General features: G+C 66.0%; 21 protein-coding genes. 7 read left to right on the top strand and 14 right to left on the bottom strand.

Annotated features, from left to right (window positions below):
* Positions 1–26: 26 nt before the first annotated feature.
* The 6 genes from NG698_RS07510 to mtrA all read right to left on the bottom strand — a co-directional run bounded on the left by NG698_RS07510 (position 27) and on the right by mtrA (position 7,555).
* Positions 27–1,292, bottom strand: coding sequence for a winged helix-turn-helix domain-containing protein (locus NG698_RS07510; RefSeq protein ID WP_252609059.1), 1,266 nt, complete (start codon positions 1,290–1,292; stop codon positions 27–29).
* Positions 1,293–1,324: 32 nt separating this feature from the next.
* A complete protein-coding gene (hpf, locus tag NG698_RS07505) occupies positions 1,325–2,050 on the bottom strand; it encodes a ribosome hibernation-promoting factor, HPF/YfiA family (RefSeq protein WP_252598232.1) in 726 nt (241 codons plus the stop codon).
* 211 nt (positions 2,051–2,261) lie between these two features.
* The gene (locus NG698_RS07500; RefSeq protein WP_252609057.1) at positions 2,262–3,209 is read right to left on the bottom strand and encodes a ComF family protein; all 948 of its coding nucleotides are present in this window, start codon (positions 3,207–3,209) and stop codon (positions 2,262–2,264) included.
* Between the two features lie 59 nt (positions 3,210–3,268).
* On the bottom strand, positions 3,269–4,987 hold the full coding sequence (locus NG698_RS07495) for an LpqB family beta-propeller domain-containing protein (RefSeq protein ID WP_252598234.1): 1,719 nt from the start codon (positions 4,985–4,987) through the stop codon (positions 3,269–3,271).
* A complete protein-coding gene (gene mtrB / locus NG698_RS07490; RefSeq protein ID WP_374209979.1) occupies positions 4,984–6,747 on the bottom strand; it encodes an MtrAB system histidine kinase MtrB in 1,764 nt (587 codons plus the stop codon). Before mtrB ends, NG698_RS07495 begins: the two co-directional genes overlap by 4 nt.
* A 133-nt stretch (positions 6,748–6,880) precedes the next feature.
* On the bottom strand, positions 6,881–7,555 hold the full coding sequence (gene mtrA, locus NG698_RS07485; RefSeq protein WP_056343773.1) for an MtrAB system response regulator MtrA: 675 nt from the start codon (positions 7,553–7,555) through the stop codon (positions 6,881–6,883).
* Positions 7,556–7,709: 154 nt separating this feature from the next.
* Here mtrA and NG698_RS07480 point away from each other — a divergent pair, with 154 nt between their 5' ends.
* Genes NG698_RS07480 through NG698_RS07455 form a run of 6 tightly spaced genes read left to right on the top strand, consistent with a single transcriptional unit; the run spans position 7,710 to position 13,952 of the window.
* Positions 7,710–8,981 (top strand): DUF7847 domain-containing protein, encoded by a 1,272-nt coding sequence (locus tag NG698_RS07480; protein WP_252598235.1) that lies wholly within the window; start codon positions 7,710–7,712, stop codon positions 8,979–8,981.
* The gene (locus tag NG698_RS07475; RefSeq protein WP_252598236.1) at positions 8,971–9,627 is read left to right on the top strand and encodes a DUF4129 domain-containing protein; all 657 of its coding nucleotides are present in this window, start codon (positions 8,971–8,973) and stop codon (positions 9,625–9,627) included. The genes NG698_RS07480 and NG698_RS07475 overlap by 11 nt, the downstream gene beginning before the upstream one ends.
* Before the next feature lie 14 nt (positions 9,628–9,641).
* Positions 9,642–10,895 (top strand): DUF4350 domain-containing protein, encoded by a 1,254-nt coding sequence (locus NG698_RS07470; RefSeq protein WP_252609055.1) that lies wholly within the window; start codon positions 9,642–9,644, stop codon positions 10,893–10,895.
* The gene (locus NG698_RS07465) at positions 10,892–11,893 is read left to right on the top strand and encodes an AAA family ATPase (protein ID WP_374209926.1); all 1,002 of its coding nucleotides are present in this window, start codon (positions 10,892–10,894) and stop codon (positions 11,891–11,893) included. Before NG698_RS07470 ends, NG698_RS07465 begins: the two co-directional genes overlap by 4 nt.
* A gap of 11 nt (positions 11,894–11,904) precedes the next feature.
* Positions 11,905–13,197, top strand: a complete 1,293-nt coding sequence (locus NG698_RS07460; protein WP_252598238.1) for a DUF58 domain-containing protein — start codon at positions 11,905–11,907, stop codon at positions 13,195–13,197.
* Positions 13,198–13,238: 41 nt separating this feature from the next.
* Positions 13,239–13,952, top strand: coding sequence for a DUF4166 domain-containing protein (locus NG698_RS07455; RefSeq protein WP_252598239.1), 714 nt, complete (start codon positions 13,239–13,241; stop codon positions 13,950–13,952).
* A 51-nt stretch (positions 13,953–14,003) separates the two neighbouring features.
* Here NG698_RS07455 and NG698_RS07450 read toward each other — a convergent pair whose 3' ends face one another.
* The 7 genes from NG698_RS07450 to mnmA form a co-directional block, all read right to left on the bottom strand.
* Positions 14,004–15,014 (bottom strand): uroporphyrinogen decarboxylase/cobalamine-independent methonine synthase family protein, encoded by a 1,011-nt coding sequence (locus tag NG698_RS07450; RefSeq protein WP_252609053.1) that lies wholly within the window; start codon positions 15,012–15,014, stop codon positions 14,004–14,006.
* Complete coding sequence (locus NG698_RS07445; protein ID WP_058931921.1) at positions 15,005–15,391, bottom strand: chorismate mutase; 387 nt, start codon at positions 15,389–15,391, stop codon at positions 15,005–15,007. Before NG698_RS07445 ends, NG698_RS07450 begins: the two co-directional genes overlap by 10 nt.
* A gap of 121 nt (positions 15,392–15,512) precedes the next feature.
* Complete coding sequence (locus tag NG698_RS07440; RefSeq protein ID WP_252609051.1) at positions 15,513–17,228, bottom strand: ABC transporter ATP-binding protein; 1,716 nt, start codon at positions 17,226–17,228, stop codon at positions 15,513–15,515.
* On the bottom strand, positions 17,225–18,238 hold the full coding sequence (locus tag NG698_RS07435) for an ABC transporter permease (protein ID WP_252609049.1): 1,014 nt from the start codon (positions 18,236–18,238) through the stop codon (positions 17,225–17,227). Before NG698_RS07435 ends, NG698_RS07440 begins: the two co-directional genes overlap by 4 nt.
* Positions 18,238–19,320 carry an ABC transporter permease gene (locus tag NG698_RS07430; RefSeq protein WP_252598243.1) on the bottom strand — a complete coding sequence of 361 codons (1,083 nt, stop codon included), beginning with the start codon at positions 19,318–19,320 and terminating at the stop codon, positions 18,238–18,240. Before NG698_RS07430 ends, NG698_RS07435 begins: the two co-directional genes overlap by 1 nt.
* 95 nt (positions 19,321–19,415) lie before the next feature.
* A complete protein-coding gene (locus NG698_RS07425; protein ID WP_252598244.1) occupies positions 19,416–21,056 on the bottom strand; it encodes an ABC transporter substrate-binding protein in 1,641 nt (546 codons plus the stop codon).
* Positions 21,057–21,229: 173 nt separating this feature from the next.
* Positions 21,230–22,354 (bottom strand): tRNA 2-thiouridine(34) synthase MnmA, encoded by a 1,125-nt coding sequence (gene mnmA / locus NG698_RS07420; RefSeq protein ID WP_256470865.1) that lies wholly within the window; start codon positions 22,352–22,354, stop codon positions 21,230–21,232.
* A 207-nt stretch (positions 22,355–22,561) separates the two neighbouring features.
* Here mnmA and NG698_RS07415 point away from each other — a divergent pair, with 207 nt between their 5' ends.
* On the top strand, positions 22,562–23,833 hold the full coding sequence (locus NG698_RS07415) for an NAD(P)/FAD-dependent oxidoreductase (RefSeq protein WP_252609047.1): 1,272 nt from the start codon (positions 22,562–22,564) through the stop codon (positions 23,831–23,833).
* Here NG698_RS07415 and NG698_RS07410 read toward each other — a convergent pair.
* Complete coding sequence (locus tag NG698_RS07410; RefSeq protein WP_252598246.1) at positions 23,809–25,041, bottom strand: cysteine desulfurase family protein; 1,233 nt, start codon at positions 25,039–25,041, stop codon at positions 23,809–23,811. The genes NG698_RS07415 and NG698_RS07410 overlap by 25 nt on opposite strands.
* Between the last annotated feature and the right edge of the window lie 21 nt (positions 25,042–25,062).

Below are 25,062 nucleotides of genomic sequence, written 5' to 3'. Positions count from 1 at the left end.
TCTTATGCTGCCGAATTCTGGCGTTTTTAGTCTACGGGAGAGACACAGGCCACGCGGCCGGTGTTCCCTGAGAGCGGACCGGCGCGGTGACGCAGGGCGGCGCCGAGGGACTCCGCCAGGTCCCCGATCGGGCTTACCACAATGTTGTCCAGCTCCAGCCAGTCGGCCATCAGTTCCAGCTCGGCGGCGAGCTCGACGGCGGTCCCTGCCGGTGCGTCCGGCTCACCGTAGGCGGACCTCACCAGCAGATTTCCCGCCGCACGGTCCGCTTTAAGATCCACGCGCGCCACGATGGTGTCACCCAGGAGAAAGGGCAGGACGTAGTACCCGAAGCGTCGGAGGTGCGCGGGCGTGTAAATCTCGATCCGGAAATGGAACCCGAAGAGCTCCTCAAGCCGGCGCCGCTCGAAGACCAGGGAGTCAAAGGGACTGAGCAAGGCCCGCCCTGCCGCCCGCCGCGGCAATGTGGCGTCGGCATGGAGGAATACCTTCCGGTCCCAGCCTGCGACAGCCACCGGCTTCAGCCTCCCTATGCTGACCAGATGGTCCACAGAGGCGGCGGCCGCCTTGCCCGGTGTCCGGAAGTAGTCCGCGAAGCACTTCACGGTTCCGATGCCATGGGCTTGCGCGGCCGCGTCGATGAGCCGATGCATGGCCTCAACAGGGTCCGGCGTGGCTTCGAGGGCCAGTCGGCGCGGCAGCACCCTAGCCGTCAGCGTGTACTTTCGCTCGAACTGTTCGGTTCTGGACGCCGCGGAAATGGTGCCCGCCTCGAACAGGTCTTCAAGCACGCGTTTGACGGCGTTCCAGTTCCATCCCCAGTTGTCGTCCCGCCGGTCCTCCACGTGCCCGATGTCCACCGTCAGTTCCGCCGCCGTCATGGGCCGCCCTGTGGCGAGGGCATCGAGGATCTTTGCCGCCACCGCGTCGCGCAGGCCTGGGTCGAGGGCGGACGCACCCACCCACGTGCGTTTCTGCCACAATCGGAGGTCCTGGAAATGCTCGGGCCGGATGAAGCTGGCCTCGTGCGCCCAGTACTCCATCATGCGCCTGGGCGGCGAGCTGGCCATCCGCTGAAGAATGGTGCGGTCATAGTTGCCGAGCCTTGAAAAGAAGGGCAGAAAGTGACTGCGGGACAACACGTTGACGGAATCGATCTGGACAAGCTGGATCCGGGCAAAGGTACGGCCCACCGTCCGTGAGGTCACGGGGCCGGCGGGCCGTCCTTTGTCGAGTCCCTGAGCTGCCAGGGCGATCCGCCGGGCCTGGTTAAGGCTCAGCGTCGCTGGCACATCAGTCCTTTCATTGAGGGGTGTAAACCGCCCTAGACTTTTGCAGCCTCGTCATCGGAACGGTAGGCGAGGATTTTTTCTTCGACGGCCGTCTCCCCCGGTTCGCATTCGTGGTCCAGGGTGATCACTCCGTACGTCCAGCCACGGCGCCGGTAGACCACCGAGGGCGTGTTGGTGGCCTTGTCCACAAACAGGTAGAAATCGTGGCCCACGAGCTCCATGTTGTCCACAGCATCGTCAAGGGTCAGGGAGGCCGCGGGGAAAACTTTGCGCCGGATCAGCACCGGGGAGTCCCCAGCCGGAATGTCGTTCTCGACCTCGTAGGGCGATCGTTCAACAGGTGCTGCCTGGGTTTCGCTGCGATGGCTCGCCTCGACATAAAGGGGCTCGCTGGTACTCGCGGGTTCCAGTGATGCGGTGGCTTCACGTACTGCCTTGGGGGTGTGGCGCCCGTGGTGGACCTTCTTGCGATCCTTGGCGCGGCGGAGACGTTCCAGCAGCTTGGTGTAGGCGAGATCGAACGCAGCGAATTTGTCTGCGGCGCTGGCTTCGGCACGGATTACGGGTCCCCGGCCCAGGACCGTCACTTCAACGGTGAGCTGGTCGCCGGTCTGGCGCGCATTCGTTTCCTTGGAAACCTTCGCGTCAACCCGCTGGACCTTGTCGCCAAGTGACTCGATCTTCGAGATCTTCTCACCGGCGTATTCGCGGAAGCGGTCTGAGACCGTCAGATTTCGTCCGCTGATCATAAACTCCATGGTGCCCTCCAAATGACTTCGGTGACACGACGGCGGCACATCCCACGGGCCGATCTGCTTGACAGTCAAGCCCCTTTCCGAGCCGCCATCGAAAGGTACAACTTGTTCTTGGTACCCACAACCGACGTTAGTTCATAGCCACCTGTTATTCATCCTTTCTTCGTTTATTTTTTTCTAAGACGGGCAGCGTTCCGCCAGCTCCCGGGGCGGGCTATTCGCCGCCAGCTGAATCCGGCGGGCGTGTCGCGGCGAGGACCACTGCACCCACCACCACGGCACCGCTGAGGTGCAGTGCGCGGGCTGCTTCGGCGAGTGTGGCCCCGGTGGTGAGGACATCGTCGACAATGATGCAGCGGCGTCCGGCCACCCGCGCGCGCTGGCGTTTCGGGACCTTCATGGACCCCTTGACCCGGCTCGCCCTGGCCCCGCGGCCGAGTCCCTTTTGGCCTCCAGGCAGCCGCTCCAGTGCGGCGCGGCGCCGGGATTTCCGGATCACGTCCAACACCGGTGTACCGCGGAGGGTGGTCCCCCGGCGCAACTCTGCGAGTAGGAGGTGGACCGGACTGAACCCTCTTTTGATGTAGCCGGCCGTACTGCTGGGCACCGGAACCAGGCAGACGCCGTCGACGCCGGCCACGGACGCGGCAATGCCCTGCCCCAGTCCGCGCGCCAGGACTGACGTGAGCTGGTGCTGGCCATGGCTCTTGAACGAAAGCACGGCCTGCGCCAGCTCCTCGCGGTACACCCCGGCCGCCACCACGGGAAGGATCAGGCCGCCGTCGACGTTCATCAGGGCCGGCGCCTGCTCCTCTGCCCGGAACGGGTGCCTGGTCAACAGGCGGACGTGGCGTTCGCACATGACGCACAGGGCCAGGTCCTCCGCACCGCAGCAGACGCAGTCCACAGGGACGGCAAGTGCCAGCAGCTCCGCGGCGGCCACGCCCATCTGGTCGGCGGCCCGCAGCCAGCGGCGGCGGTGGCCGCTGCGATGCTTGGCGGACTGCAGCGGAGGCGGCAGGAGGTCCGGATCCAGGCTTGCCGCATTTCTGGCGGGACCCCCCCGGGAGCGGCCCCCACCGCGGCCCCCGGACCGGCGCGCAGGCGCGTGGCGAGCAGACGGGTGGCGAGCAGGAGGACGTCCGGGCTGAACTTCGGTCACACCCCATGGTGGCCTGCGTATCGCAGCCCCGGAACCGCTGGTCCGCGCTATGTGGAAAGCTACCCAGGGAATGAGGGGTCAATGGGGCCCTTCAGCTGGGGCGACCAGCCGTTGCCGAGCCGCTGGAAGATGCCCTCGGCCGACTGGCCGTAAATTTCCTCCAGCCCGTTGCCGGCGCTGAGCCACACAAGGCCGGGCCACGGCGCCAACTGCTGGGGTTGTCCGGAGGTGAGGGACAGCAGCTCCGGCGTGACGTTCGAGCCTGCCGAGGCTTTCATCACGGCGACCGTTGTGTCGTTCACCCAGACGCCCTGGTCCGGGTCACCGGAAGCCACCAGGGTGATCGGGGCAGTCAGTTCCCGGGGTGTCCCGTCGGCGTTCCGGATGATCCCGGCAATCTGCACCTTCGTCTTGCCGTTTTGTTCCGAAATGACCAGCGCCCGGACGCCCTCGCGGGAGATCCTCAGCTCCTTGACGGTTCTTCCGGCCAACCACGACGGCGTGAGCGTAACGGTGGGAACGGCGGCACCTTCGGCAACTCCGACGGGCCGGTAGGCCACCACCTCCGTACCGCCGGTAGCTCCCGGCCCTGCGGCCCACACCCAGTCATGAATACTGAAGGACGGGTGCGTAATGGTGCTGCGCGTTGTCAGCGCACGGGCGGGCTGTCCCGGCACCATGCTGTAGAGCGTCGTCCGGCTTTCGTTGAGGAACGCAATGGTCTGGGACACCGGGGATTCCGACGGGTAGCGGGGCCCGAGCGATGAAACTGGCTGCATATCCGGCAGCGGGGACACCCTGTTGTTTTCGTAGCGAACCAGCTCATTGCCACTGACGGCGATCTCGCGGACCGGCACGTTTTTGTCCCGCACCGGGGGCAACACCGAACCGTTGTCTTCGACGCGGACCAGGTCCTGGTTGGCATGCAACTCCACATTAACGACGTCGGGCTGGCTGCGGAACGTGAGCGAAAGCTGCGTCTGCATCCGGAGCCTGTCCTCCGTGGACGCCTCGGTGAGTTCCTTGGCCGTGAGGTCCACCTGCGCGGCGCCGGACACCACCGGAACGGATTCGCGGGCGAGTTTGATGCCGGACGGGAAGGCGCTCACCACCGCGCCGCGAAGGTACGGCGCGGGGCCGGCCAGCAGCGCACTGGTCATGGCTTTGACCGTCTTGTTCTTGATGAACCAGCGGACGTCAGGCACGGCATAGGTGAAGCTGGGATCGTAGAAGTAGATAGGGTAGGCGCCGTAGATGACCTTGAAGGTTTCCTCCGGGATCGCTGTTCCGTCCGGGATCTCTGAGATCCGCCATTCGCCGTCCACCTGGGTGAGAGTGGCCGGAATGTTCTCGATGGTGCCTTCGGGCATCTGGGTGGCGATGCCGTCAACATCCACGCTGTACGCAACGTCCAGCTGGTAGTTGTAGACGTTGTCGACGCCGGTGCCCACCACTTTCGCCTCGCGGTACACCAGCGCGCGCTGGTCGGGTTTCCAGGATACTGACGCTGCCTGCGTCAGGTATTCGCGGGCCACCGCGTAGTCCCCCTCGTATCCGGTACCGGCACGGTAGAAGTAATCAATGATGTTTTCCGGAGTAGCGCCGGGCTGGGGAGCGGCCGGGAGGAACACCGGTGCGTTGACGTTGCCGGCGCTGCCTTCCGCGCTCTTCCCCACCGGCCCGGCCGTGGGAATGCGCGCGCAGGAGGCCAGCACCAGGGCAACGACGAACAGCACAACGCTCCTCTTCAGCATCGCCCGCACTTTTCGTCCCGTCATGAAGACTCCTTCGGTGTTGCGCCCGTCCCGGCAGGGGTGCGCCCGGCGCCCTGGCCACGCCCGCCGCCAGCGGGGACATCAGGCGCCCCAGTGGGGCCGGGCCCCAGGACCAGCATGTTTTTCGAATGTGGGACGTCGGGGAGGATGATGTCTTCCGGCTCAAGCTGCACAGGTGAGCGGTCGATCTCCTCGCCCTGGCGCAACGGAATGGTCAGCCGGAAGTTGGCCCCTCTACCCTTGTTTCCCCATGCCTGCAGCCAGCCGTTGTGGAGTTTGGTGTCTTCCATTGCGATGGACAGGCCCAGTCCGCTGCCTCCGGTGGTGCGGGCCCGCGCCGGATCCGCACGCCAGAACCGGTCAAAGACCCGGGCGGCCTCGGCCGGGGTCATGCCGATCCCCTGATCCCGGACTGCAACTCCCACTGCTGACTGGTTGGCTGAGACAGTCACGGTGACCGGCTTGCCTTCGCCATGCTCCACTGCATTCAGGATGAGGTTCCGTAGGATCCTGTCGATCCTCCTGGCGTCCATCTCCGCGACAATTCCCACGGCGGGAGCCCGGAGGATGATCTCCGAGCCGTATTCGGCCGCGACGGGCGCTGCCCCGTCAATGACATGGGCGATCACCTGCAGGATGTCCTCGGGCTCGGCGTCGAGCATGGCCACGCCGGCGTCGAAGCGGGAGATCTCGAGCAGGTCGGCCAGCAGGGACTGGAACCGCTCCACCTGGTTGTACAGGAGTTCGGCCGAGCGCTTGTTGATGGGGTCGAAATCGTGGCGGGCGTCGTACAACACTTCCGCGGCCATCCGGACGGTGGTCAGGGGCGTGCGGAGCTCGTGGGAGACGTCGGAGACAAACCGCTGCTGCATCTGGGACAACATGGCCAGCTGGGTGATCTGCTCCTGGAGGCTGGCGGCCATGTGGTTGAACGATGCCCCGAGACGGGCAACCTCGTCTTCGCCCTTGACCACCATCCGCTCCTGCAATTGGCCGGCCGCAAGCTTCTCCGACACCAGGGCAGCGTGGCTGACGGGGCTGACAACATTGCGGGTGACATACCAGGCGATGGCCCCGATCATCAGCACCAGCACCGCGCCGCCGGCCAGGAGGACGCCTTGGATTTCGTCGAGCGTCTGCTGGGCGGTGTTGACGTCATAGATCAGGTAGAGCTCGTACACGGTCCCGTTGAAGGTCACCAGGTTGCCCACGGCGATGCCCGGCCTGTCCTCGGTACCTACCGGAATCACGGTGGAGGCCCAGTACTGGTCCTTGCCTGAATCCTGTACCGCCGTACGGAGTGCAGGCGGGATGACGCTGACGGTCAGCTGGTCCGACGCCCGCGACTCCACCCAGCGGTTCCGGGGCTTGGTCTGTTCGGGCTTGGCTTCGAAAACGTAGCGGCGCTGGATGACGGAGCCGCGGCCCTCCACTGCGTTCAAAGTGTCGTAGACCAGGGTGATGACGCTGGACTGGTCGGTGACCTGGGCGCCGTCGAACGTCTCCTGGACCTGCTTGACGTAGTAACGGGTCTCGGATTCCGCCTGGGTGAGGCGCTCCTGGAACAGGTTGTTGGCGATCTGGTTGGACAGGTAGGCGCCCACGGCGCCAAAGGATGTCACGGCCAACAGCAGCGTGGTGAGAACTGTCCGGAACTGCAGGGACCGGCGCCAGCGTCGACGCATGGCCCGCCCGGCAAACCGGACCGCAGGGAAGAAACGGGTCACGCCGAGACGGACAAGGCGGCCCACCCGTAGCCCCACGATTACTCCACGGCGCCGCCAGATCCGTGCCCGGAATGGCAGCGTTGCCAGCTCCAACGGCAGCGCATCCGTGTGCTCCGGGCCCTTGGCTGCGGGAAGGTCCGGGGCGCGGTGCGCTTCTGGTCCTGAGGGCTCAGGATCCTGCTTTGTAGCCGACACCACGAACCGTCAATACAACTTCGGGAGCTTCCGGATCCCGTTCAATTTTTGACCGGAGGCGCTGGACGTGGACGTTGACCAGCCGGGTGTCCGCCGCGTGGCGGTAGCCCCAGACCTGCTCCAGCAGCAGCTCACGGGTGAACACCTGCCAGGGCTTCCGCGCCAGGGCTACGAGGAGGTCAAACTCCAGGGGCGTGAGGGAAATCCGCTCATCGGCACGCTTCACGGTGTGGCCGGCCACGTCGATGGTGATGTCAGCGATCCGCAGCGTTTCAGGCGCCTTCTGGTCGCCGGGCCGCAGGCGGGCACGCACGCGTGCCACGAGTTCGGCGGGTTTGAACGGCTTGGGTACGTAGTCGTCTGCGCCGGACTCAAGGCCGCGGACGACGTCGGACGTGTCCGACTTGGCCGTGAGCATGACGATGGGCACGTCCGATTCGGAGCGGATCTGCCGGCAGACCTCGATGCCGTCCACGCCGGGCAGCATCAGGTCAAGCAGCACGAGGTCAGGCTTCGATGAACGGAAAATATCCAGCGCCTGGCTGCCATCGGCGCAAAAAACCGGCTCAAAGCCGTCATTGCGCAGAACAATCCCAATCATTTCGGCCAGCGCTTCGTCATCGTCAACTACCAGAATGCGTGCCTTCATAGTTATATATTCCCTTATTGAACAGGGTTTGTCCTGTTGAACGGCCTTACGGCATGGCGCCACGCTATGCCGCCCGACGCCGGAACTATAGGCTGGCAAGACGCGGACAGTCCCGCACGGGGGAAGGAACAGGGTGCCACACCAGGATCCGAACATGCAGCAGCCGCATCCTGCCGGCGAGGCTGGGAAAGGCCAGCCGCCAGGGAACCAGCCTCCGTGGGGGCAGCAGCCCGGCCCGGCACAGCAGCCCTGGGGCGGCCAGCCGGTTTGGGGACCTCCTCCGGGTGGCCCGCCGGCTTGGGACACTCCGTCGCACAATCCCTACGGCGCTCCGCCGCCCTACCAGCAGCCGCGTTATGTTGCCCCGCCCAAACCCGGCATCGTTCCCCTGCGGCCACTGATGTTCGGCGAGATCCTGGATGGCTCCTTCCAGGCGATCAGGCGCAACGCCAAAGCCATGCTGGGCGCCGCGCTGCTGGCGCAGACGCTCGCCGCAGTGCTCACGGCAGTTCTCAGTTCATTTTCCGCCACGTCCGCGGCGTCACTTGAAGCCTGGGCGGCGGGCCTGACGGAGCAGGACCTGGTCCCGCTGGTGGTGACCTTCGCGTCCGGGATCCTGCTCGTCTCGGTGCTCACCGTTTTTCTGTCCGCGGTGCTGCAGGGCGCCATGGTGGTTCCGGTCGCCAGATCCGTCCTCAACCGCCCCACCGGCTTCAGGCAGATGTGGACCCTGGCGCGGTCCCGCGCTGGTGCCCTGATCCGCCTTGCGGCCCTGCTGGTGGGCGGCGGGCTCCTCGTTGCGCTGCTGTTTTTGGCGCTGGCAGTGCTGCTGGTCAGCACCGTCGGCGGAGTGGGCGCCCTGATCCTCATCCCGCTTGGGCTGGTGTGCTTTGTGCTGTACGTATGGGTCTACATCAAGCTTATGGTGGCCCCTGCCGCCGTTGTCGTGGAGGAACTCGGTGCGATGGCCGGCATTCGGCGCTCCTGGGAACTGACACGCAGCAATTGGTGGCGGCTCCTGGGCATCACGCTGGTGGTGGGCATCATGGTGGGGGTCATCGCCCAGGTCGTCATGATTCCCGTCACGCTGCTCACCGGCTTTTACACCGGAGTGGTCTCACCCCACGGCGGTTCCGAGCAGGCCATGACGGCGGCCGTGGTGGCGGGCGTTGCCACCGCGGTCGTTACCGCAGTGGTCGCCGCAGCGGGTTTTGCCTTCCAGACCTCCGTGATGGCGCTGCTCTACCTCGACCTCAGGATGCGCCGGGACGGACTGGATATCGCCCTGCTCCGGCTGCTGGAATCCGGAGCAGATCCCGACGGCGTCCCGGGCCGAGGCGTTCCGGTCTACCGGGCGGGACGCGGCCAAAATCCGCTGCCGCCCTACGGGGCACCGCCCGGCGGGGCATGGCCGGATGGCCGCTGAACCACCGGTCCTGCCTGGCCGCGACGAGGCCCGCCGCTGGGCCGAAGAAGAACTCGCCAAGCCGGAATACCGTGACGCGGCCCCCGGCTGGCTGGACACTGTGTGGGCGGACATCCTGGACTGGCTGCGGTCCCTGGACGGCGGCTCCGGCCCGGACACCACCGTGGCGGCGCCGTGGATCGGTGTGGCCATCGCCGTGCTGATCGGCGCCGCGGTCGTCCTGGCCCGCCCGCGCCTCAACGCGAAGGCCAAGCGTGCCGGAGACGTATTCGACGCCGGCACAACAGTCAGTGCCGAGGCCTACCGTGGGCGCGCGGCGGCCGCTGCCGCGGCCGGCAACTGGAGCGCCGCCATCGTGGACTGTTTCCGTGCGCTCGTGCGCACAGCCGAGGACAGAACGCTTTTCGACGCGCGGCCGGGCCGGACCGCGGACGAGGTGGCGCACGAACTGGCCACACCGTTTCCGTCAGAGGCCGGCCGCCTGACGGAAGCTGCGCGGACTTTCGACGGGATCCGCTACGGAAATGAGTCCGCAGGCCAGGCTGACTTTGCCGCGGTGCGCGAACTGGACATTGCCCTGCAGTCCCTCACGCCGGCGAGCGCCGCCCTGCCCGCTGAACGTAACGAACCGGCGGTTCCGCGATGACGCAGGGTCCCACGATGCAGAACCCTTCGCCGGATCTTTTGACGCCCAAACTTCCGACGTCGGGTGCACCGGAGGCGCAGCCGGGTTCCGCCCCGGCACTCCGATCCGGGTCCGGGTCCGGCGCCGGTGCCGTGTCCGGTGCCCGTGCCTGGCTCCGGCGGCACCGCGGCGGGGCAGCGATCGGCGCGGCGGCCGCCGTCGGACTGGCGGTGGTTATTTCCACCCAACTCGCACCAAAGGGCGATTCCCTGCCCTTATCCGTGCATAACGCCGGGCCGGGCGGCGCCAGGGCGGTCACCGAGATACTGGGCCGCCACGGTGTCGAGGTCCAGGATGTTGACTCCTTTGACTCCGCCACGGCAGCACTCGCGGACCGGCCGGGTGCCACCCTCCTCCTGTACGACCGGAGCGGATTCCTGGACCAATCCCGGCTGGACGAGCTGGCCGCAAGTGCGGGTAGCGTAGTGCTGGTGACGCCGCGGCTCGGCACGCTGAAGGCCCTCGATACCGGCATCAGCCAGGCCGGTGTGGTGCCTGAGTCAACGGCGCTCCTGGAACCGGGCTGCGATCTCACCGATCCCGCGGCGGCAGGTGCTGTCTCCGGAACCGGCGGATTCCTGTACGACGGCGGCACAGTGTGCTTCAGCCCGCCGGGAAGCACCGCCGGGCTGCTTGCCCGCACGGATGACGGCGGCCTGACCGTCCTGGGCAGCACCGCCCTCCTCAACAACGGCGGGCTTGCCGGCCACGGCCATGCCGCACTGGCCCTGCGGACGCTGGGCCGCTCAGAAGTCGTTGTCTGGTACCTGCCCGGACTGGGCGACGCGGCCGCTGCGGAGTCAACGCAGACACTTGATGACCTCGCCCCTGACTGGGTGGCATTCCTGGGGCCCTGGCTGGTCTTTGTGACCGTGCTGACCATTGTGTGGCGCGGGCGCCGCCTCGGCCCGCTCGTGTTTGAACCACTCCCCGTGGTGGTCAAGGCCGTGGAGACCGCCGAAGGCCGCGCGCGCCTTTATCAGGATTCCCACGCACTTGACCGGGCACGGGACAACCTTCGGGCCGGCACCCTGGTTCGTCTGGCGCAAGCCCTTAGAGTCGGATCCCAGGCCACTGCCGACGACGTGGTGCAGGCAGTGGCCCGGCACATGGGCCGGCCGGTCAGAGATATCAGCAGCCTGATCCAAGAACGCCCCGGTACCGCAACCAGGCTGGTGCAATGGTCACAGGAACTGGACAAACTAGAGAACGAGGTCAGAACCCGATGAACGAAGCGTACGGCGCCCCGCAGATCATGGATTCCTCCCCGCGGACGCTGGATCCCGCCCGGCAGGCGCTTTTGGATGTCCGCCACGAGGTTGCCAAAGCCGTGGTGGGCCAGGATGCCACCGTCACGGGACTCCTGATCGCGCTGCTTTCCCAAGGGCATGTTCTCCTCGAGGGCGTGCCCGGTGTGGCCAAGACACTCCTGGTCCGTGCCCTTTCCGCCGCGCTGAGCCTGGACACCAAACGCGTACAGTTCACCCCTGACCTGATGCCCGGCGACATCACCGGTTCCCTGGTCTATGACTCGCACACCTCGGAATTCAGTTTCCGCGAGGGGCCGGTCTTCACCAACATCCTGCTGGCCGACGAAATCAACCGGACGCCCCCGAAGACGCAGGCCTCCCTGTTGGAGGCCATGGAAGAGCGGCAGGTCTCGGTGGACGGGGTGTCCCGGCCGCTGCCGGCGAACTTCCTGGTGGCGGCAACCCAGAACCCCGTGGAATATGAGGGAACCTATCCCCTGCCCGAAGCCCAGCTGGACCGGTTCCTGCTCAAGCTCACCATGCCGCTGCCCAGCCGGATTGACGAGGTGGAAGTGATCCGGCGGCACGCAGCCGGCTTCAATCCCCGGGATCTTGCTGCCGCCGGTGTCCGGGCGGTGGCCGGCGCCGAGGACCTCGAACGGGCGCGGCAGGCTGTGGCCACCGTTGCCGTCGAACGGGAAATCATCGGCTACATCGTGGACCTCGTGCGCGCCACCCGGCAGGCGCCGTCGTTCCAGCTGGGCGTCTCGCCCCGCGGCGCGACTGCACTGCTTAATACGGCCCGCGCCTGGGCCTGGCTGTCGGGCCGCAGCTTCGTCACCCCGGACGACGTCAAGGCACTGGCGCTGCCGTGCCTGCGCCACCGGGTGGCCCTGCAGCCTGATGCCCAGATGGACGGGGTCCGCGTGGACGATGTCCTGGGCAGCATCCTGGCGTCCGTCCCGGTCCCCCGCTGATTCGCTTGCACATGGCACTCTCCGGACGGTTCGTCGTGCTGGCACTGCTGGGCCTGGTGCCGGTGCTGCTGTTTCCTCGCGGAGGAACGGTCCTGGGCGTGGTCGTGGCACTCGCTGCTCTCCTGGGCCTGGACCTTGGCCTGGCCGCTTCCCCGCGGGCCATCATCGTCACGCGCGCCGAGCCCGGCAACGTGACGCTGCACGGCACGGCCGCTTCGGTCATCACGCTGCGCAACAGTGGCCGGCGACGCTTGCGCGCCACTGTTCGAGACGCGTGGCAGCCGTCTGCCGGGGCTGTGAATCCGGTCCAGGACCTGGATATCCCCGCCCTGGAAAGCCGCCGGATGACCGTCCGGCTACAGCCGGTCCGCCGTGGCGACGTGGGCGCCCGGCACGTCACTGTGCGCTCCCATGGACCCCTTCGGCTCGCGGCACGCCAGCGCACGTTTGACTGTGACGGCCTCCTGCGGGTCCTGCCGCCGTTCCATTCCCGCAGGCACCTCCCCTCGAAGCTCAGGAAACTCCGCGAACTCGACGGCAAGGCCGCCGTGCAGATCCGGGGTTCCGGCACCGAATTCGACTCGCTGCGTGACTACGTCCGCGGGGACGACGTCCGGTCCATCGACTGGCGCGCAACCGCCCGCCGGTCCGCCGTCGTCGTCCGCACCTGGCGCCCGGAACGCGACCGGCGCGTGGTGATCATGCTGGATACGTCCCGCACGTCAGCGGCGAGGATCGAGGACGAACCAAGGCTGGATACAGGCATCGAAGCGGCGCTCCTGCTGGCGGTGCTGGCAGAGCGTGGCGGTGACCGGGTGGATTTCCTTGCCTACGACCGCCGTCCGCGGGCCAGAGCCGGTTCCGCCACCACCGGCAACCTCCTGGGGCAGCTGGTGCAGGCAATGGCGCCCCTCGAAGCTGAACTGATCGAGCTTGACTGGTCCAGCCTCCCCGGCCAGATCCGGGCGGTCTCCGCCCACCGGTCCCTGGTGGTGCTGCTGACGGCGTTGGACGGCGGGGCGCCGGAGGAAGGACTCATTCCCGTGGCCGCACAGCTCGCCCAGCAGCACGTTGTGGTGGTGGCCGCCGTCCGTGATCCCATGCTGGGGCAGATGCTGCGGGAGCGTGAGAACGCCGCCGGTGTATTCCGGGCGGCAGCGGCTGAACGCGTACTCCTGGAACGGGCGGCGGTCAGCGCCGAGCTCCGGCACCACGGGGTGGAAGTGGTGGATGCGGAGCCACACCAGCTGCCGCCACAGCTTGCCGACATGTACATCCGGCTCAAGGCGGCCGGTAGATTGTGAATTACTGCAGCGCCGCTGACGGTACCGTCCAGGAGGTCACCATGAACGTCCCTATTTACCAGCAGGCCCTGGGCGAGGACTTCCACCGGCTGCAGCCTGAGCTGCAGGAGTACTTTTCGCTGGCGCCCGGTTCGGGGCACTACGGCGTCGGGGAGGGCGTGTTCGACGTTGTGGGCTGCCGGCAGGCGTGGCTGCGGCCGCTGCTCAAGCTGACCTCCGGGGAGGACGCGTTCTTCCCGGATTACGGGGAAGGCATCCCCTTCCGGATTGAAAACCATGCCCACCAGGATCCGTTCGGCCGCTCCAGCCTGACTGCCCGGCGGGAAATCCGTTTCCCCGGGAACCTGCGGATATTCCAGGACACCACCAGCCTCATGGATTCCGACGGCGGCCCGCGGCTGGTGGACTACCTGGGCCGTTTCCGGCGCATGGTGACCGACCTCAAGCTCAGTGTGACGAACGAGGGTAGGCTGCGCGGCGTTTCCGAAGCCTCGCGGCTGTTCCTGGGCCCCCTCCGCCTGCCGCTACCGGCCACCGTGGATGCCAGGGCTTACGCCGAGCAGTGGTGGGACGGCGCCGCAGGCGAGCACGGACAGCACCGGATCCAGGTCAAGGTCATCCAGCCGCAGATCGGGCTGGTCCTGGTCTATGCGGGCGGTTTTGACTACTGCCTGCGTCCCTACATCGGCGGCAGTTCGGCGCAGAGTTTCCTGCCCCGCTACGCCCAGCCGGACCGTTGGGAAAACCGGACATAGAAGTCTTGCGTCGCACGGCTGAGCGGTGGGCCCGCTCAGCCGTTCGCCCGCTCAGCCGTGCGCGCGCTGGTTCAGGCCGTCGGCCACCTGGGTGAGCCGGCCCAGCACTGCTGTGGCGGTGGCCGGCGTGTGGCCGGCAAGTCCCGACGAGGGGGTGACCCGGATACTGCCCAGGGACGACGCCGGGAGCCCCAGCTCGTGCCATGGCCGCCAGACGGACTCCACGACGTCGGCCACCCTGGGCAGTGTGCCGCGGCTGACGTCCAGGGCGCCGGCCCAGATCCGCTTGCCTGCCTCCACTGCCGTGGCCAACTGCTCCCACTGCCGTGTGGTCAGGGCCCTCAGCGGCACGGCCACGCCGTCGGCACCGGCGGCCATGATCCGGTCGATGGGGGCCTCAATTTCAGGCACGGAGATGACGATTTCGGCGGCACCCGCGGCGCGCAGCGCGTCGATCACCACCTGCCAGGACTCGGTGACCTCCTGGCCACCCACCGCCCGAAGCGTGCGGTAACCGCTCGACGTCGGAATGGTGCCGGCCAGTACGGCGGCGATATCAGGCTCATCGACCTGGACCACCAGCCGTGCGCCCGGAACGGCGCTGGAGATCCGGGACAGGTAGCCGCCCACCCCTGCGGCAAGCGAGTCGGCAATGTCCCGGCGTGCGCCGTAGTCGATCAGTGCCCGTTCGCCGTTGTGCAGGTGCAGCCCGGCGGCAAGACCCAGCGGTCCCAGCAGCTGGACCTTGAGTTCGGGGGCCGGGGTGTCCTCGGCGCCGGCGACATCTGCCAGGACGTTGATGTCGGTGGACAGGGCCGACGCGGCCCGGCGGAAATCCTTGCCCGGACGGTCCACCAGCCGCCAGCCGTACGGCTGGACATCCACGGCCATTTCAACCAGGAGTGCGGCCGTCCGCCCCAGGGCGTCGGAACCGACTCCACGGTCCGGAAGCTCTGCCAGGAACGGCAGGTGCGGGCTTCCAAGCTCGCCGCGGATAATGCGGGCAGCCTCCACGGGGTCCTCCCCCGGCCAGGGCCCAAGCCCGGTGGATGTTACTTCCACTCTGCAGCGGCCTGGTGGTCCTCGGCGATGGCTTCATGATGGCGGATGACCTCGCCGATGATGAAATTCAGGAACTTCTCCGCAAACGCGGGATCGAGGTGCGCATCCTCCGCCAGCCGCCGGAGACGGGCGATCTGGGCGGATTCCCGGCCTGGATCCCCCGCCGGGAGCCGGTGCGCGGCCTTGAGGAAGCCCACTTTCTGGGTGGCCTTGAACCGTTCGGCCAGGAGGTACACCAGGGTCGCGTCGATGTTGTCGATGCTGGAGCGGATGGACAGCAGTTCCGCCATCACCGAGTTGTCCACGTGGCCTGCCAGCGAACTCGCGGCGGCATCGTAGGTGTCGGTGTCGGGAACATCGTGGTTTTGCTGCGTCATGGTCCAAGTCTATGGGGCGTCCGGAGAAATCCTTCCGGTGTTAAGCGGCGGACGGACACCCCGCCTGGTGGGGCGGGATGTCCGTCTGGTGATGCCGCGACTGTGGGGTCGCTGGTGGTGCCTACTGGGTCAGCAGCGCCCGGTGCGCTTCCCGGCGTCGTGCCTGTTCGTCCGGATCAGGGACCGGCAGCGAGGCAATCAGCCGTTTGGTGTAGTCGTGCTGCGGCGCGCCCATCACCTGGCTGCCGATACCCTGCTCCACCAGCTTGCCCTTGTACAGGACGCCCACCCACTGGGACAGAATGTCCACCACCGCGAGGTCGTGGCTGATGAACAGTGCCGCGAACCCGAACTCGGCCTGGATTTCCTTGAAGAGTTCCAGGACCTTTGCCTGCACCGAAACGTCCAGGGCCGACGTCGGCTCGTCAGCGATCAGCAACCGCGGGTTCAGGATCAGTGCCCGCGCCAGCGACGCCCGCTGGCGCTGGCCGCCGGACAGCTCGTGCGGGTACCGCTGGGCGTACGACGCCGGCAACTGCACTGATTCAAGCAGCTCAGCAACGCGTTTGCGCGCCTGCGCCGGGCTCGGGTTGGTGTGAATGATCATGGGCTCCGCTACGCAGTCGCCGATGGTCAGCTGGGGGTTGAAGGACGCAGCCGGATCCTGGAACACAAAGCCAATATTCTTCCGGAGGGGCTTGAACGTCCGCTCCTTGAGGTTCAGCATCTCGTAGCCGAGTACCTTCAGGCTGCCGCCCGTGGTCCGGTTCAGGCCCGCGATGGCCCGGCCGATGGTGGTTTTCCCTGAGCCGGATTCGCCCACCAGCCCAAAGACTTCGCCCGGGGACACGGTGAAGCTGACCCCGTCCACGGCCTTGAAGGCCGGAGTTCCCAGCCTGCCGGGGTACTCGATGGTCAGGTTGGTTGCCTCCACCAGCACCGGTGAACCCTGGTGGGCGCGTTCCCGCAGGCCCTCCGACGCCGAGTTCCGGCCCAGGTGGGGCACGGCGGCCAGCAGCTTCTTGGTGTAATCCTGCTTGGGTTCAGCAAAAAGCACGCGCACCGGCGCCTCCTCCACCACATCACCCTGGTACATCACCACTACGCGGTCCGCGAGATCGGCCACCACGCCCATGTTGTGGGTGATCAGCACGATCGAGGTGCCGTACTTGTCCCGGAGGTCCCGGAGCAGCTCCAGGATTTCGGCCTGGACGGTGACATCCAGGGCTGTGGTGGGTTCATCGGCGACAATCAGTCCCGGGTTCAGGGCCAGCGCGGCGGCGATCACCACGCGCTGCTTCTGGCCGCCGGAGAACTGGTGCGGATAGTAGTTAACCCGATGCTCCGGATCCGGGATCCCCACTTTGCGCAGCGCCTCAATGGCACGGACCTTCGCGTCCTTGGCCGAGACCCGCTTCCCGCCGGCCCCGCCGGCGTGGGCACGGATGCCCTCGGCGATCTGCCAGCCCACGGTGAACACCGGGTTCAGTGCCGTGGAGGGCTCCTGGAACACCATGGCCACATCGCGGCCACGGATCTGCCTCAGCTTCGCGGCGCTGACGCTGATCACGTTGTTCCCGTTGATCAGGACAGCCCCGCCGCTGGTGGCTGTCTCCGGCAGCAGCCCGAGGATGGTTTTCGCGGTCACGGTCTTGCCCGAGCCGGATTCGCCCACGATGGCCAGGACCTCGCCGGAGCGGACGTCCAGGCTCACATCCTTCACGGCGTAGACGTCTCCGCCATCGGTGGCGAACGTGACTTTGAGGTGGTCGATCTCCAGTACGGGCTGGTCTGCCGGCCTGGACCGGTCAGATGCCGAATCAATATTGATGGTCACAGTCCTCTCACATTCGCTGCGATGGCAGACTGCGCGGCCGCGGTTGATGGTCCCGGGGCGCCCTTGGCGCCGGCAGCCTTGCGTCCGCGCAAGCGCGGATCGTTCAGGTCGTTGATGCTTTCACCCACGAGGGTCAGGCCAACCACCGTCAGCACGATGGCGAGGCCGGGGAACACGCCGGTCCACCAAATGCCTGAGGAGGCGTCGGACATCGCCTTGTTCAGGTCAAAGCCCCATTCAGCGGCGGAGCTTGGCTCGATACCGAAACCGAGGAAGCCCAGGCCTGCCAGAGTGAGGATGGCTTCGGAGGCGTTGAGCGTAAAGATCAGCGGCAGGGTCCGGGTCGCGTTGGAAAAGATGTGCCTGCTAATAATCCTGGCGCTTGAGGCGCCAACAACCTGGGCGGATTCCACAAACGGTTCAGCCTTGAGCCGGATGGTTTCAGCACGGATCACCCGGAAGTACTGCGGTACAAACACTGCCGTGATGGCAAACCCGCAGGCGAGGATTCCGCCCCAGAAGCCAGACTGTCCCTTATTGATGGCAATCGACATCACGATAGCCACGAGGAGTGTCGGGAAGGCGTAAATCGCGTCAGCAATCACCACCAGCACTCGGTCCAGCCAGCCGCCGAAGTAGCCACTCACCAGTCCGAGGAACACTCCCAGGAAGATGGACATCAACACGGCAGCAACAATCACCGCCATGGCTGTCTGCGATCCCCAGATCATCCGGGACAGCACATCGTATCCGCCCACGGTTGTTCCCATCAGATGCTTGCCACCGGGTTCGGCCTGCGCCGGGAAAGAACCGGCGTCATCGGAAATCTGAGAATACCCGTAGGGCGCCAGCACCGGCGCAAATATCGCGGCCACCACAAAAACAGCGCAAAGGACGACGCCGATGAGCAGCATGGTCCGTTGCAGGCCAACGCTCTGGCGGATGTGGGACGAGACCGGAAGCCGGTTCAGCAAGGACTTCTTTTTCGGTTCCAAAACTGTGGTGCCCATCAGTACCTCACTCGCGGATCAATCAGGGCAGCGGCAATATCCACCACGAAATTGGTGATCGCCACAATGACGGCCAGCAGCATCACGATGCCCTGGACAGCCACAAAGTCACGCGCGGTAAGGTACTGCGCCAGCTGATAGCCAAGGCCCTTCCACTCGAAGGTGGTTTCGGTCAGCACCGCACCGCCGAGCAGCAGGGCAATCTGCAAACCCATCACCGTGATGATGGGGATCAGCGCAGGCTTGTAGGCATGCTTGGTCACCAGGCGGTATTCACTGACACCTCGGGACCGGCCTGCCTCAACATAGTCCCTGCCCAGCGTGCCGATCACGTTGGTGCGGACCAGACGGAGGAAGACGCCCGCGGTCAATAGGCCCAGCGCGACGGCCGGCAGGACTGCGTGGTGGACGATGTCGCCAAAGGCTGCCAGATTGCCGCTGCGAAGGGCGTCCAGCCAGTAGACGCCAGTGGGCGCTGCCAGCCGGCCCATCGCCAATTCCGTTGTGGTGGATGCACGGCCAGCTACGGGGAACCAACCCAGTCCTACAGAAAATGTCAGCTTCAGCAGCAGGCCGGCAAAGAAGACAGGGGTGGCATAGCAAAGGATGGCGAACATGCGCAGGACAGCGTCCGGAACCTTGTCGCGTTTGTGGGCGGCGAACATACCCAGCGGTATTCCCACGAGCAACGCCACCATCACGGCGTTGATGCTCAGTTCCAGGGTGGCTGCACCAAATTTCGCGAGCATCTCGATGACGGGCCGGCCATCTGAAATAGTCCGGCCGAAGTTTCCGGTGGCGATGTGGCCAAGGTACTCGATGTATTGGATGAACAGGTTCCGGTCATAGCCGGCCTGGTGAACCAAGGCGTCGATTTGTTCCTGCGGGAGGCGTCCGCCCTGGGCTGCGGTAATGGGATCGCCGGTGATCCGCATCAGAAAGAAAACGAGGGTGACGAGGATGAAGATCGTGGGGAAAATGAGCAGGAAGCGAATCAGGATATACCTCCCGAGGCCACCTCCCGCGGATTTGGATGTGGGGGCCGCTACAGTTGGCGGCGGCGCATCAATCAATGTGGCCATGCTGAACCTGCTTGGTCTGGAAAGCGAAAAGTGTGGAGCCAACACGTAGGAGGCAGGGCCGGCCGGCCCCACCTCCTACGCAGGTGTAACAGGTGTTACTTGGAAATGGTGCCGAGCCGGAACTTGAACGACGCATCCAGCGTCGAATCCACGCCCTTCACCTTGGTCCCCGAAACAGCCACCTGTGCCCCTTGCAACAACGGCAACGTGGAGATGTCCTTGGCAAGCAGGTTCTGGACCTCCTGTATGGTCTTCTCACGCTCTGCCTTATCAGCCGTCACAAGCTGCTTTGCGATCAGCGTTTCGACCTCGCTGTTGGAGTAGTGGTTGTTCATGAAGCCACCGCCCACAAAGAAGGGTGTCAGGTAATTGTCCGCGTCGCTGAAGTCCGGGAACCAGCCCAGCTGGAAGACGGGGTAGCTGTCTTTCTTCGACGCAGAGTTGTACGTGACCCACTCGGTGGACTGAAGGTCCACGGTGAACAGACCGCTCTTCTCCAACTGGTCCTTGACCATGGCGTATTCGTCACCGGATGACTTGCCATAGTGGTCAGGGTTGTACTGCAGTTTGATCGTTACCGGGCCGGTGATGCCGGCGTCGGACATGACCTTCTTGGCCTTGTCCAGGCTGGGCTTGCCGGAGCCGTCCCCATAGGCCTGCTTGAAGGATTCGTTGGCGCCCACGAAACCGGACGGGACGTTGGACCACATGGGCAGGTACGTGCCCTTGTAGACCTGGTCCGAGATGGCTTGGCGGTCAATGAGGTCAGCAACGGCCTGGCGGACGGCCAGCGCTTTCTTGGGGTCCGTTTCCGGGGTCTTGGCACCGAAGGGCATGGTGTCGAAGTTGAAGACGATGTACCGCATCTCGCCGCCGGGTCCGACATGGACCGTGACGTTGGAGTCCTTCTTGAGGTCATCGATGTCCGTGGCGCTCAGGCTGCGGTTGGCAACATCGATCTGCCCGCCCTTGACCTCCAACTTCATGTTGGTCTGGTCGGTGTAGTACTTGATGGTGGCCCCTGCGTTGGCGGGCTTTCCAAGCACGCCCTTGTAGTCCGGCCAGGCCTTGAGGCTGACCAGCGTGTTCTTGTTGTAGGAGTCGATGATGTACTGGCCGTGGAAGGCATTGGCCTTGACAATTTCCTCGTCGCTGAGGAGCTTGTCTGCCGGGAAGACTTCATCGTCGACGATCGGCGCGGCCGGGCTGGTCAGAATCTGCGGGAACGTCTGGTCGTTGGCATTCTTCAGCGTGAATACAACGGTGCTGGCATCAGGCGTGGCAATGGAATCGATGTTGGACAACAATGATGCCGGTCCATTGGGATCGTTGATGGCCACCTGGCGATCAAAGGAGAACTTGACGTCTTTGGAATCCAAAACGTGCCCGTTGGCCCACTTGAGGTCGCTCTTCAGCTTGACGGTGAATTCCGTAGGCTTGGTGAAGGACGACGATTCGGCAAGGTCCGGCACGGGATCGGCGCCACCGGGCTTGGAGTTCAACAAATAGGAGTAAATCTGGTTCATCACCATAAACGAACCGTTGTCGTACGAGCCCGCCGGGTCCAGTGCGGTGACTTTGTCTGTGGTGCCATATGCGATGACGCTGCTTGCATTCTCCGAAGCTGTGCTGCCACCGCCCCCGCCACCCGAGGGGCCCGTGCAGGCCGTCAATGCGAAGGCGGAAACGCCTGCGAGCGCGAGTGCGCTGCGCAAGGCTTGAGTGCTCTTGGTCATCTGTGAACTTTCTGTTCGATGAGTACGCGCTCGCCGCCCGCAAATGGGTGTCTTGGCTTGAGCGGGCAGCGCGCTGTCCTGATGCCTAGATTCAACCAGACGCCGGACTCATCAACCGGCTTTTTTGTTAGTTGAGACACAAAATTTACCTGACCGGGGTAAATTGCTCCGCCTCAGAGCTCCGCGCGCTGCAACGACCGGGCAGCGTCGATGGTGGCCTGGCCCAAGACGCGGCTGCCCTGGTAGAGGACCACTGTCTGGCCAGGTGCCACACCGCGCAGCGGATCGGTCAACGTGACCAGCAGCTGGGGTGCACCCTCGCCGGGCAGCATTCGCGCGGTTGCCGGCACGGGGTCTCCGTGGGCGCGGACCTGGGCATAGCAGTCAAACTCGGCGCCCGTTTCGATTTCCGCGATGGGCAGACCAGCCCACGAGACCTTGATGCCGCGGATCTCGTCAATGGCCAGCAGCGCCTGGGGCCCCACCACTACCTTGTTTTCCTTGGGCCGGATCTCCAGGACGAACCTGGGCTTGCCGTCCGCTGCGGGTGTGCCGAGCTTCAGGCCGCGGCGCTGTCCCACGGTGAACGCGTTGGCTCCCGGGTGCTCCCCCACCTTCGAGCCGGTCTCGTCCACAATGTCACCGGTGGTCATGTCGATCTTTTCGGCGAGCCAGCCCGCGGTGTCGCCGTCGGGAATGAAGCAGATGTCGTGGCTGTCGGGCTTGTTGGCCACTGACAGTCCACGGCGCTCGGCCTCGGCCCGCACCTCAGCCTTGGAGGGCGTGTCAGCCAGCGGGAACATGGAGTGCTTGAGCTGCTCGTGGGTCAGGACACCCAGGACGTAGCTCTGATCCTTAACCCAGTCCGCCGCCCGGTGAAGTTCGGGGTTGCCTTCGGCGTCCTTGATGACCTTGGCGTAATGCCCGGTGCAGACGGCGTCAAAGCCCAGGGCGATGGCCTTCTCCAGCAGGGCGGCAAACTTGATCCGCTCGTTGCAGCGCATGCAGGGATTGGGTGTCCGCCCGGCAGCATACTCATCAATGAAGTCCTGGACCACGTCTTCCTTGAAGCGCTCCGAGAAATCCCAGACGTAATACGGAATGCCCAGCACATCGCAGGCCCGCCACGCATCGCGCGAGTCCTCGATGGTGCAGCAGCCGCGGCTGCCCGTCCGCAGGGTTCCGGGCATCCTGGACAGCGCAAGGTGAACGCCGACGACGTCGTGCCCGGCTTCAACGGCACGTGCTGCGGCAACGGCGGAGTCGACTCCACCGCTCATGGCTGCTAGAACTCGCATGCTGGCTTTCTTTAGGGTTCGGGGGATGCCGGCAGAGGGCGGCTGCCGTTCAACCGGCTGCCGCAGGAATAGCACAATGCCTGCCGCACCAGTCTATCGCCACGCCGAATCCTCCCCAAAAGACCCTTGACCCAGCGGGCCTTCACTTCTAAAGTCAGAATTAACAGTTTTAGACTTCGAGCACGCACCAGCGGGAATCGGACGGACATGGCTGAGGACATTGCGGCCGCGGGGGAAATTGTGATTGCCGGCGGCGGCCTGGCCGGTGCCACCGCTGCCAAGACCCTGCGGGCGGAAGGGTTCGAAGGCCGGGTGACCATCATCGGCGCCGAGCGCCATCACCCCTACTTGCGGCCGCCGCTGTCCAAGGAGTATCTGCTGGGAAAGGCTGACGAGGACGCCGTCCCGGTGGTGCCGCCAGGCTGGTACGCGGAGAACGACGTCGGCCTCCGCCTGGGCGCGCGCGTCACGGACATCCGGCCGGACGCCAGGACGGTGGAACTCGACGACGGCAGCACACTGTCATTCGGCTCCCTGCTGCTCGCCACCGGCGCGACGCCCCGCACCCTCCGCGTGCCCGGCAGCGATCTGGCCGGGGTATCCACCTTCCGCACCTTGGACGACAGCCGGCGGTTGCGCAGCAGCCTGGCGGCGGGCGGCAGGAACGTGGTGATGATCGGCTCCGGCTGGATCGGTATGGAACTGGCTGCGGCTGCCGCCACGTACGGCAACAACGTCACGCTCCTCGGACTGGACGAGATCCCCCTGGCCGGGGCCATCGGCCCTGACCTCGGACGGTTCTTCCGCAGACTCCACGAAGCCAACGGCGTGAGCTTCCGGCTTCCTGCCTCAGCGCGGGAAATCACCGGCCACGGCGGCGCTGTCACCGGGGTGGTCACCGATTCCGGAGAGGCGCTCCCTGCGGACATCGTGGTCATCGCCGTCGGCGTGGTTCCCGAGACCGGACTCGCGCAGGCGGCCGGCCTCACCCTGGACAACGGGATCCTCACGGACGCGTCCCTGCAGACCAGCGCGCCCGGTATTTTTGCCGCCGGCGACGTCGCCAACGCCTTGCACCCCTTCACCGGCCAGCACCACCGCAGCGAGCACTGGTCCAATGCCCTGAACGGCGGAAAGGTGGCCGCCAGGGCCATGCTCGGCCAGGATGCAGTCCTGAGCACCATCCCCTACTTCTACACCGATCAGTACGACGTCAGCATGGAGTACTCGGGCTTCCCGGCCCTGGCGGCGGGCGCTGAGCCGGTGATCCGGGGGTCACTGGAGGGCAAGGAGTTCGTCGCGTTCTGGCAGCAGGATTCCAGGGTGATGGCCGGGATGAGCGTCAACTGGCCGCGGAAGCCACAGCCCGGCACGCAGAAGACCATCAAGGCCCTCATCTCGGCCAGGACCCGAGTCACAGCGGAGCGCCTGGCCGACAGGTCCGTTGGGCTCGATCAGCTCCTGCCGGAGGACGCCTGACGCGCTACCGTTCCCGCAGTCTGGATCGAGGATTCATGCCCGGCCATCCCTGCCTGGCGGGCGCGTTGGTACGCGCCGGGGAGGGCTGCCAGCAAGGCATCCACGTCCGCGTCGGTTGAGGCATGTCCCAGCGTGAAGCGCTGGGCGCCACGGGCTGTCTCCTCGTCCAGCCCCATGGCCAGCAACACGTGGGACGGGCGCGGGACACCGGCCGTGCAGGCGGATCCCGTGGAGGATTCCACCCCCACCAGGTCCAGCAGGAACAGCAGCGAATCACCTTCGCAGCCAGGGAACGTGAAATGCGCGTTGCCGGGCAGCCGACCCTCCCCCGGGGCGCCGCGGAGTGCAGCTTCGGGCACCCGCTGCAGGACGCCGTCGATGAGCCTGTCCCGCAGGGCCGCGATCCTCGCGGACTCGGCGGCAAGCCGTGCGGTGGCGGCCTCGGCGGCAGCAGCGAAGGCGGCGATGGACGCCGTGTCCAGCGTCCCGGAGCGCACGTCGCGTTCCTGGCCGCCGCCGTGCTGCACCGGGGTCAGCTTGACGGCCCGCCCCAGCAGGAGGGCGCCGACTCCCACCGGTCCGCCGATCTTGTGCCCGGAAACGGACATCGCGTCCAGCCCGGAGGCCTTGAAATCAACCGGCAGCGAGCCGAAGGCCTGCACGGCATCCGAATGGACCGGCACCCCGGCGGCGTGCGCCAACTGCACAATCCTGTGCACCGGCTGGATAGTGCCCACTTCATTGTTGGCCCACATGACCGTCACGAGCGCAATGGTCCCGGGGTCCTGGGCCAGCTCGGCGGCGAGGACGTCCAAATCCACCACGCCCCCGCTGTCCACGGGAAGCCACGTGACAATGGCACCCTCGTGCCGCTCCAGCCATTCCACGGTGTCCAGCACGGCATGATGCTCGACGGCGGAGCAGAGGATGCGCCGCCGTGCCGGGTCTTCGCCGGAACGGGCCCAGTACAGGCCCTTGACGGCAAGGTTGTCGGACTCAGTGCCCCCGGACGTAAAGATGACCTCGGAGGGATGGGCGCCGGCCGCTTTCGCGATTGCTTCCCTGGCGTCCTCCACGGAGCGGCGGGCACGCCGGCCCGAGCCGTGCAGGGACGAAGGATTGCCGGTGCGGGCAAGTTCCCGGGTCAGGGCTGCCAGCGCCTCGGCGGAAAGTGGCGTGGTGGCTGCATGATCGAGGTAGACGGGCACGCCTCAATTCTAGCGGCGCCC

The organism is Pseudarthrobacter raffinosi (genome assembly GCF_023913735.1).
Taxonomy (GTDB): Bacteria; Actinomycetota; Actinomycetes; order Actinomycetales; family Micrococcaceae; genus Arthrobacter; species Arthrobacter raffinosi.
Note: the sequence above shows the minus strand (reverse complement) of the source record. Positions and strands in the feature narration are given on the sequence as shown.

Excerpts from the sequence above, each read along its gene's own strand:
- hpf (WP_252598232.1), bottom strand. The coding sequence starts at position 2,050 with ATGGAGTTTATGATCAGCGGACGAAATCTGACGGTCTCAGACCGCTTC.
- NG698_RS07495 (WP_252598234.1), bottom strand. The coding sequence starts at position 4,987 with ATGACGGGACGAAAAGTGCGGGCGATGCTGAAGAGGAGCGTTGTGCTG.
- mtrA (WP_056343773.1), bottom strand. The coding sequence starts at position 7,555 with ATGAAGGCACGCATTCTGGTAGTTGACGATGACGAAGCGCTGGCCGAA.
- NG698_RS07480 (WP_252598235.1), top strand. The coding sequence starts at position 7,710 with ATGCAGCAGCCGCATCCTGCCGGCGAGGCTGGGAAAGGCCAGCCGCCA.
- NG698_RS07475 (WP_252598236.1), top strand. The coding sequence starts at position 8,971 with ATGGCCGCTGAACCACCGGTCCTGCCTGGCCGCGACGAGGCCCGCCGC.
- NG698_RS07470 (WP_252609055.1), top strand. The coding sequence starts at position 9,642 with ATGCAGAACCCTTCGCCGGATCTTTTGACGCCCAAACTTCCGACGTCG.
- NG698_RS07465 (WP_374209926.1), top strand. The coding sequence starts at position 10,892 with ATGAACGAAGCGTACGGCGCCCCGCAGATCATGGATTCCTCCCCGCGG.
- NG698_RS07460 (WP_252598238.1), top strand. The coding sequence starts at position 11,905 with ATGGCACTCTCCGGACGGTTCGTCGTGCTGGCACTGCTGGGCCTGGTG.
- NG698_RS07455 (WP_252598239.1), top strand. The coding sequence starts at position 13,239 with ATGAACGTCCCTATTTACCAGCAGGCCCTGGGCGAGGACTTCCACCGG.
- NG698_RS07445 (WP_058931921.1), bottom strand. The coding sequence starts at position 15,391 with ATGACGCAGCAAAACCACGATGTTCCCGACACCGACACCTACGATGCC.
- NG698_RS07435 (WP_252609049.1), bottom strand. The coding sequence starts at position 18,238 with ATGGGCACCACAGTTTTGGAACCGAAAAAGAAGTCCTTGCTGAACCGG.
- NG698_RS07430 (WP_252598243.1), bottom strand. The coding sequence starts at position 19,320 with ATGGCCACATTGATTGATGCGCCGCCGCCAACTGTAGCGGCCCCCACA.
- NG698_RS07425 (WP_252598244.1), bottom strand. The coding sequence starts at position 21,056 with ATGACCAAGAGCACTCAAGCCTTGCGCAGCGCACTCGCGCTCGCAGGC.
- mnmA (WP_256470865.1), bottom strand. The coding sequence starts at position 22,354 with ATGCGAGTTCTAGCAGCCATGAGCGGTGGAGTCGACTCCGCCGTTGCC.
- NG698_RS07415 (WP_252609047.1), top strand. The coding sequence starts at position 22,562 with ATGGCTGAGGACATTGCGGCCGCGGGGGAAATTGTGATTGCCGGCGGC.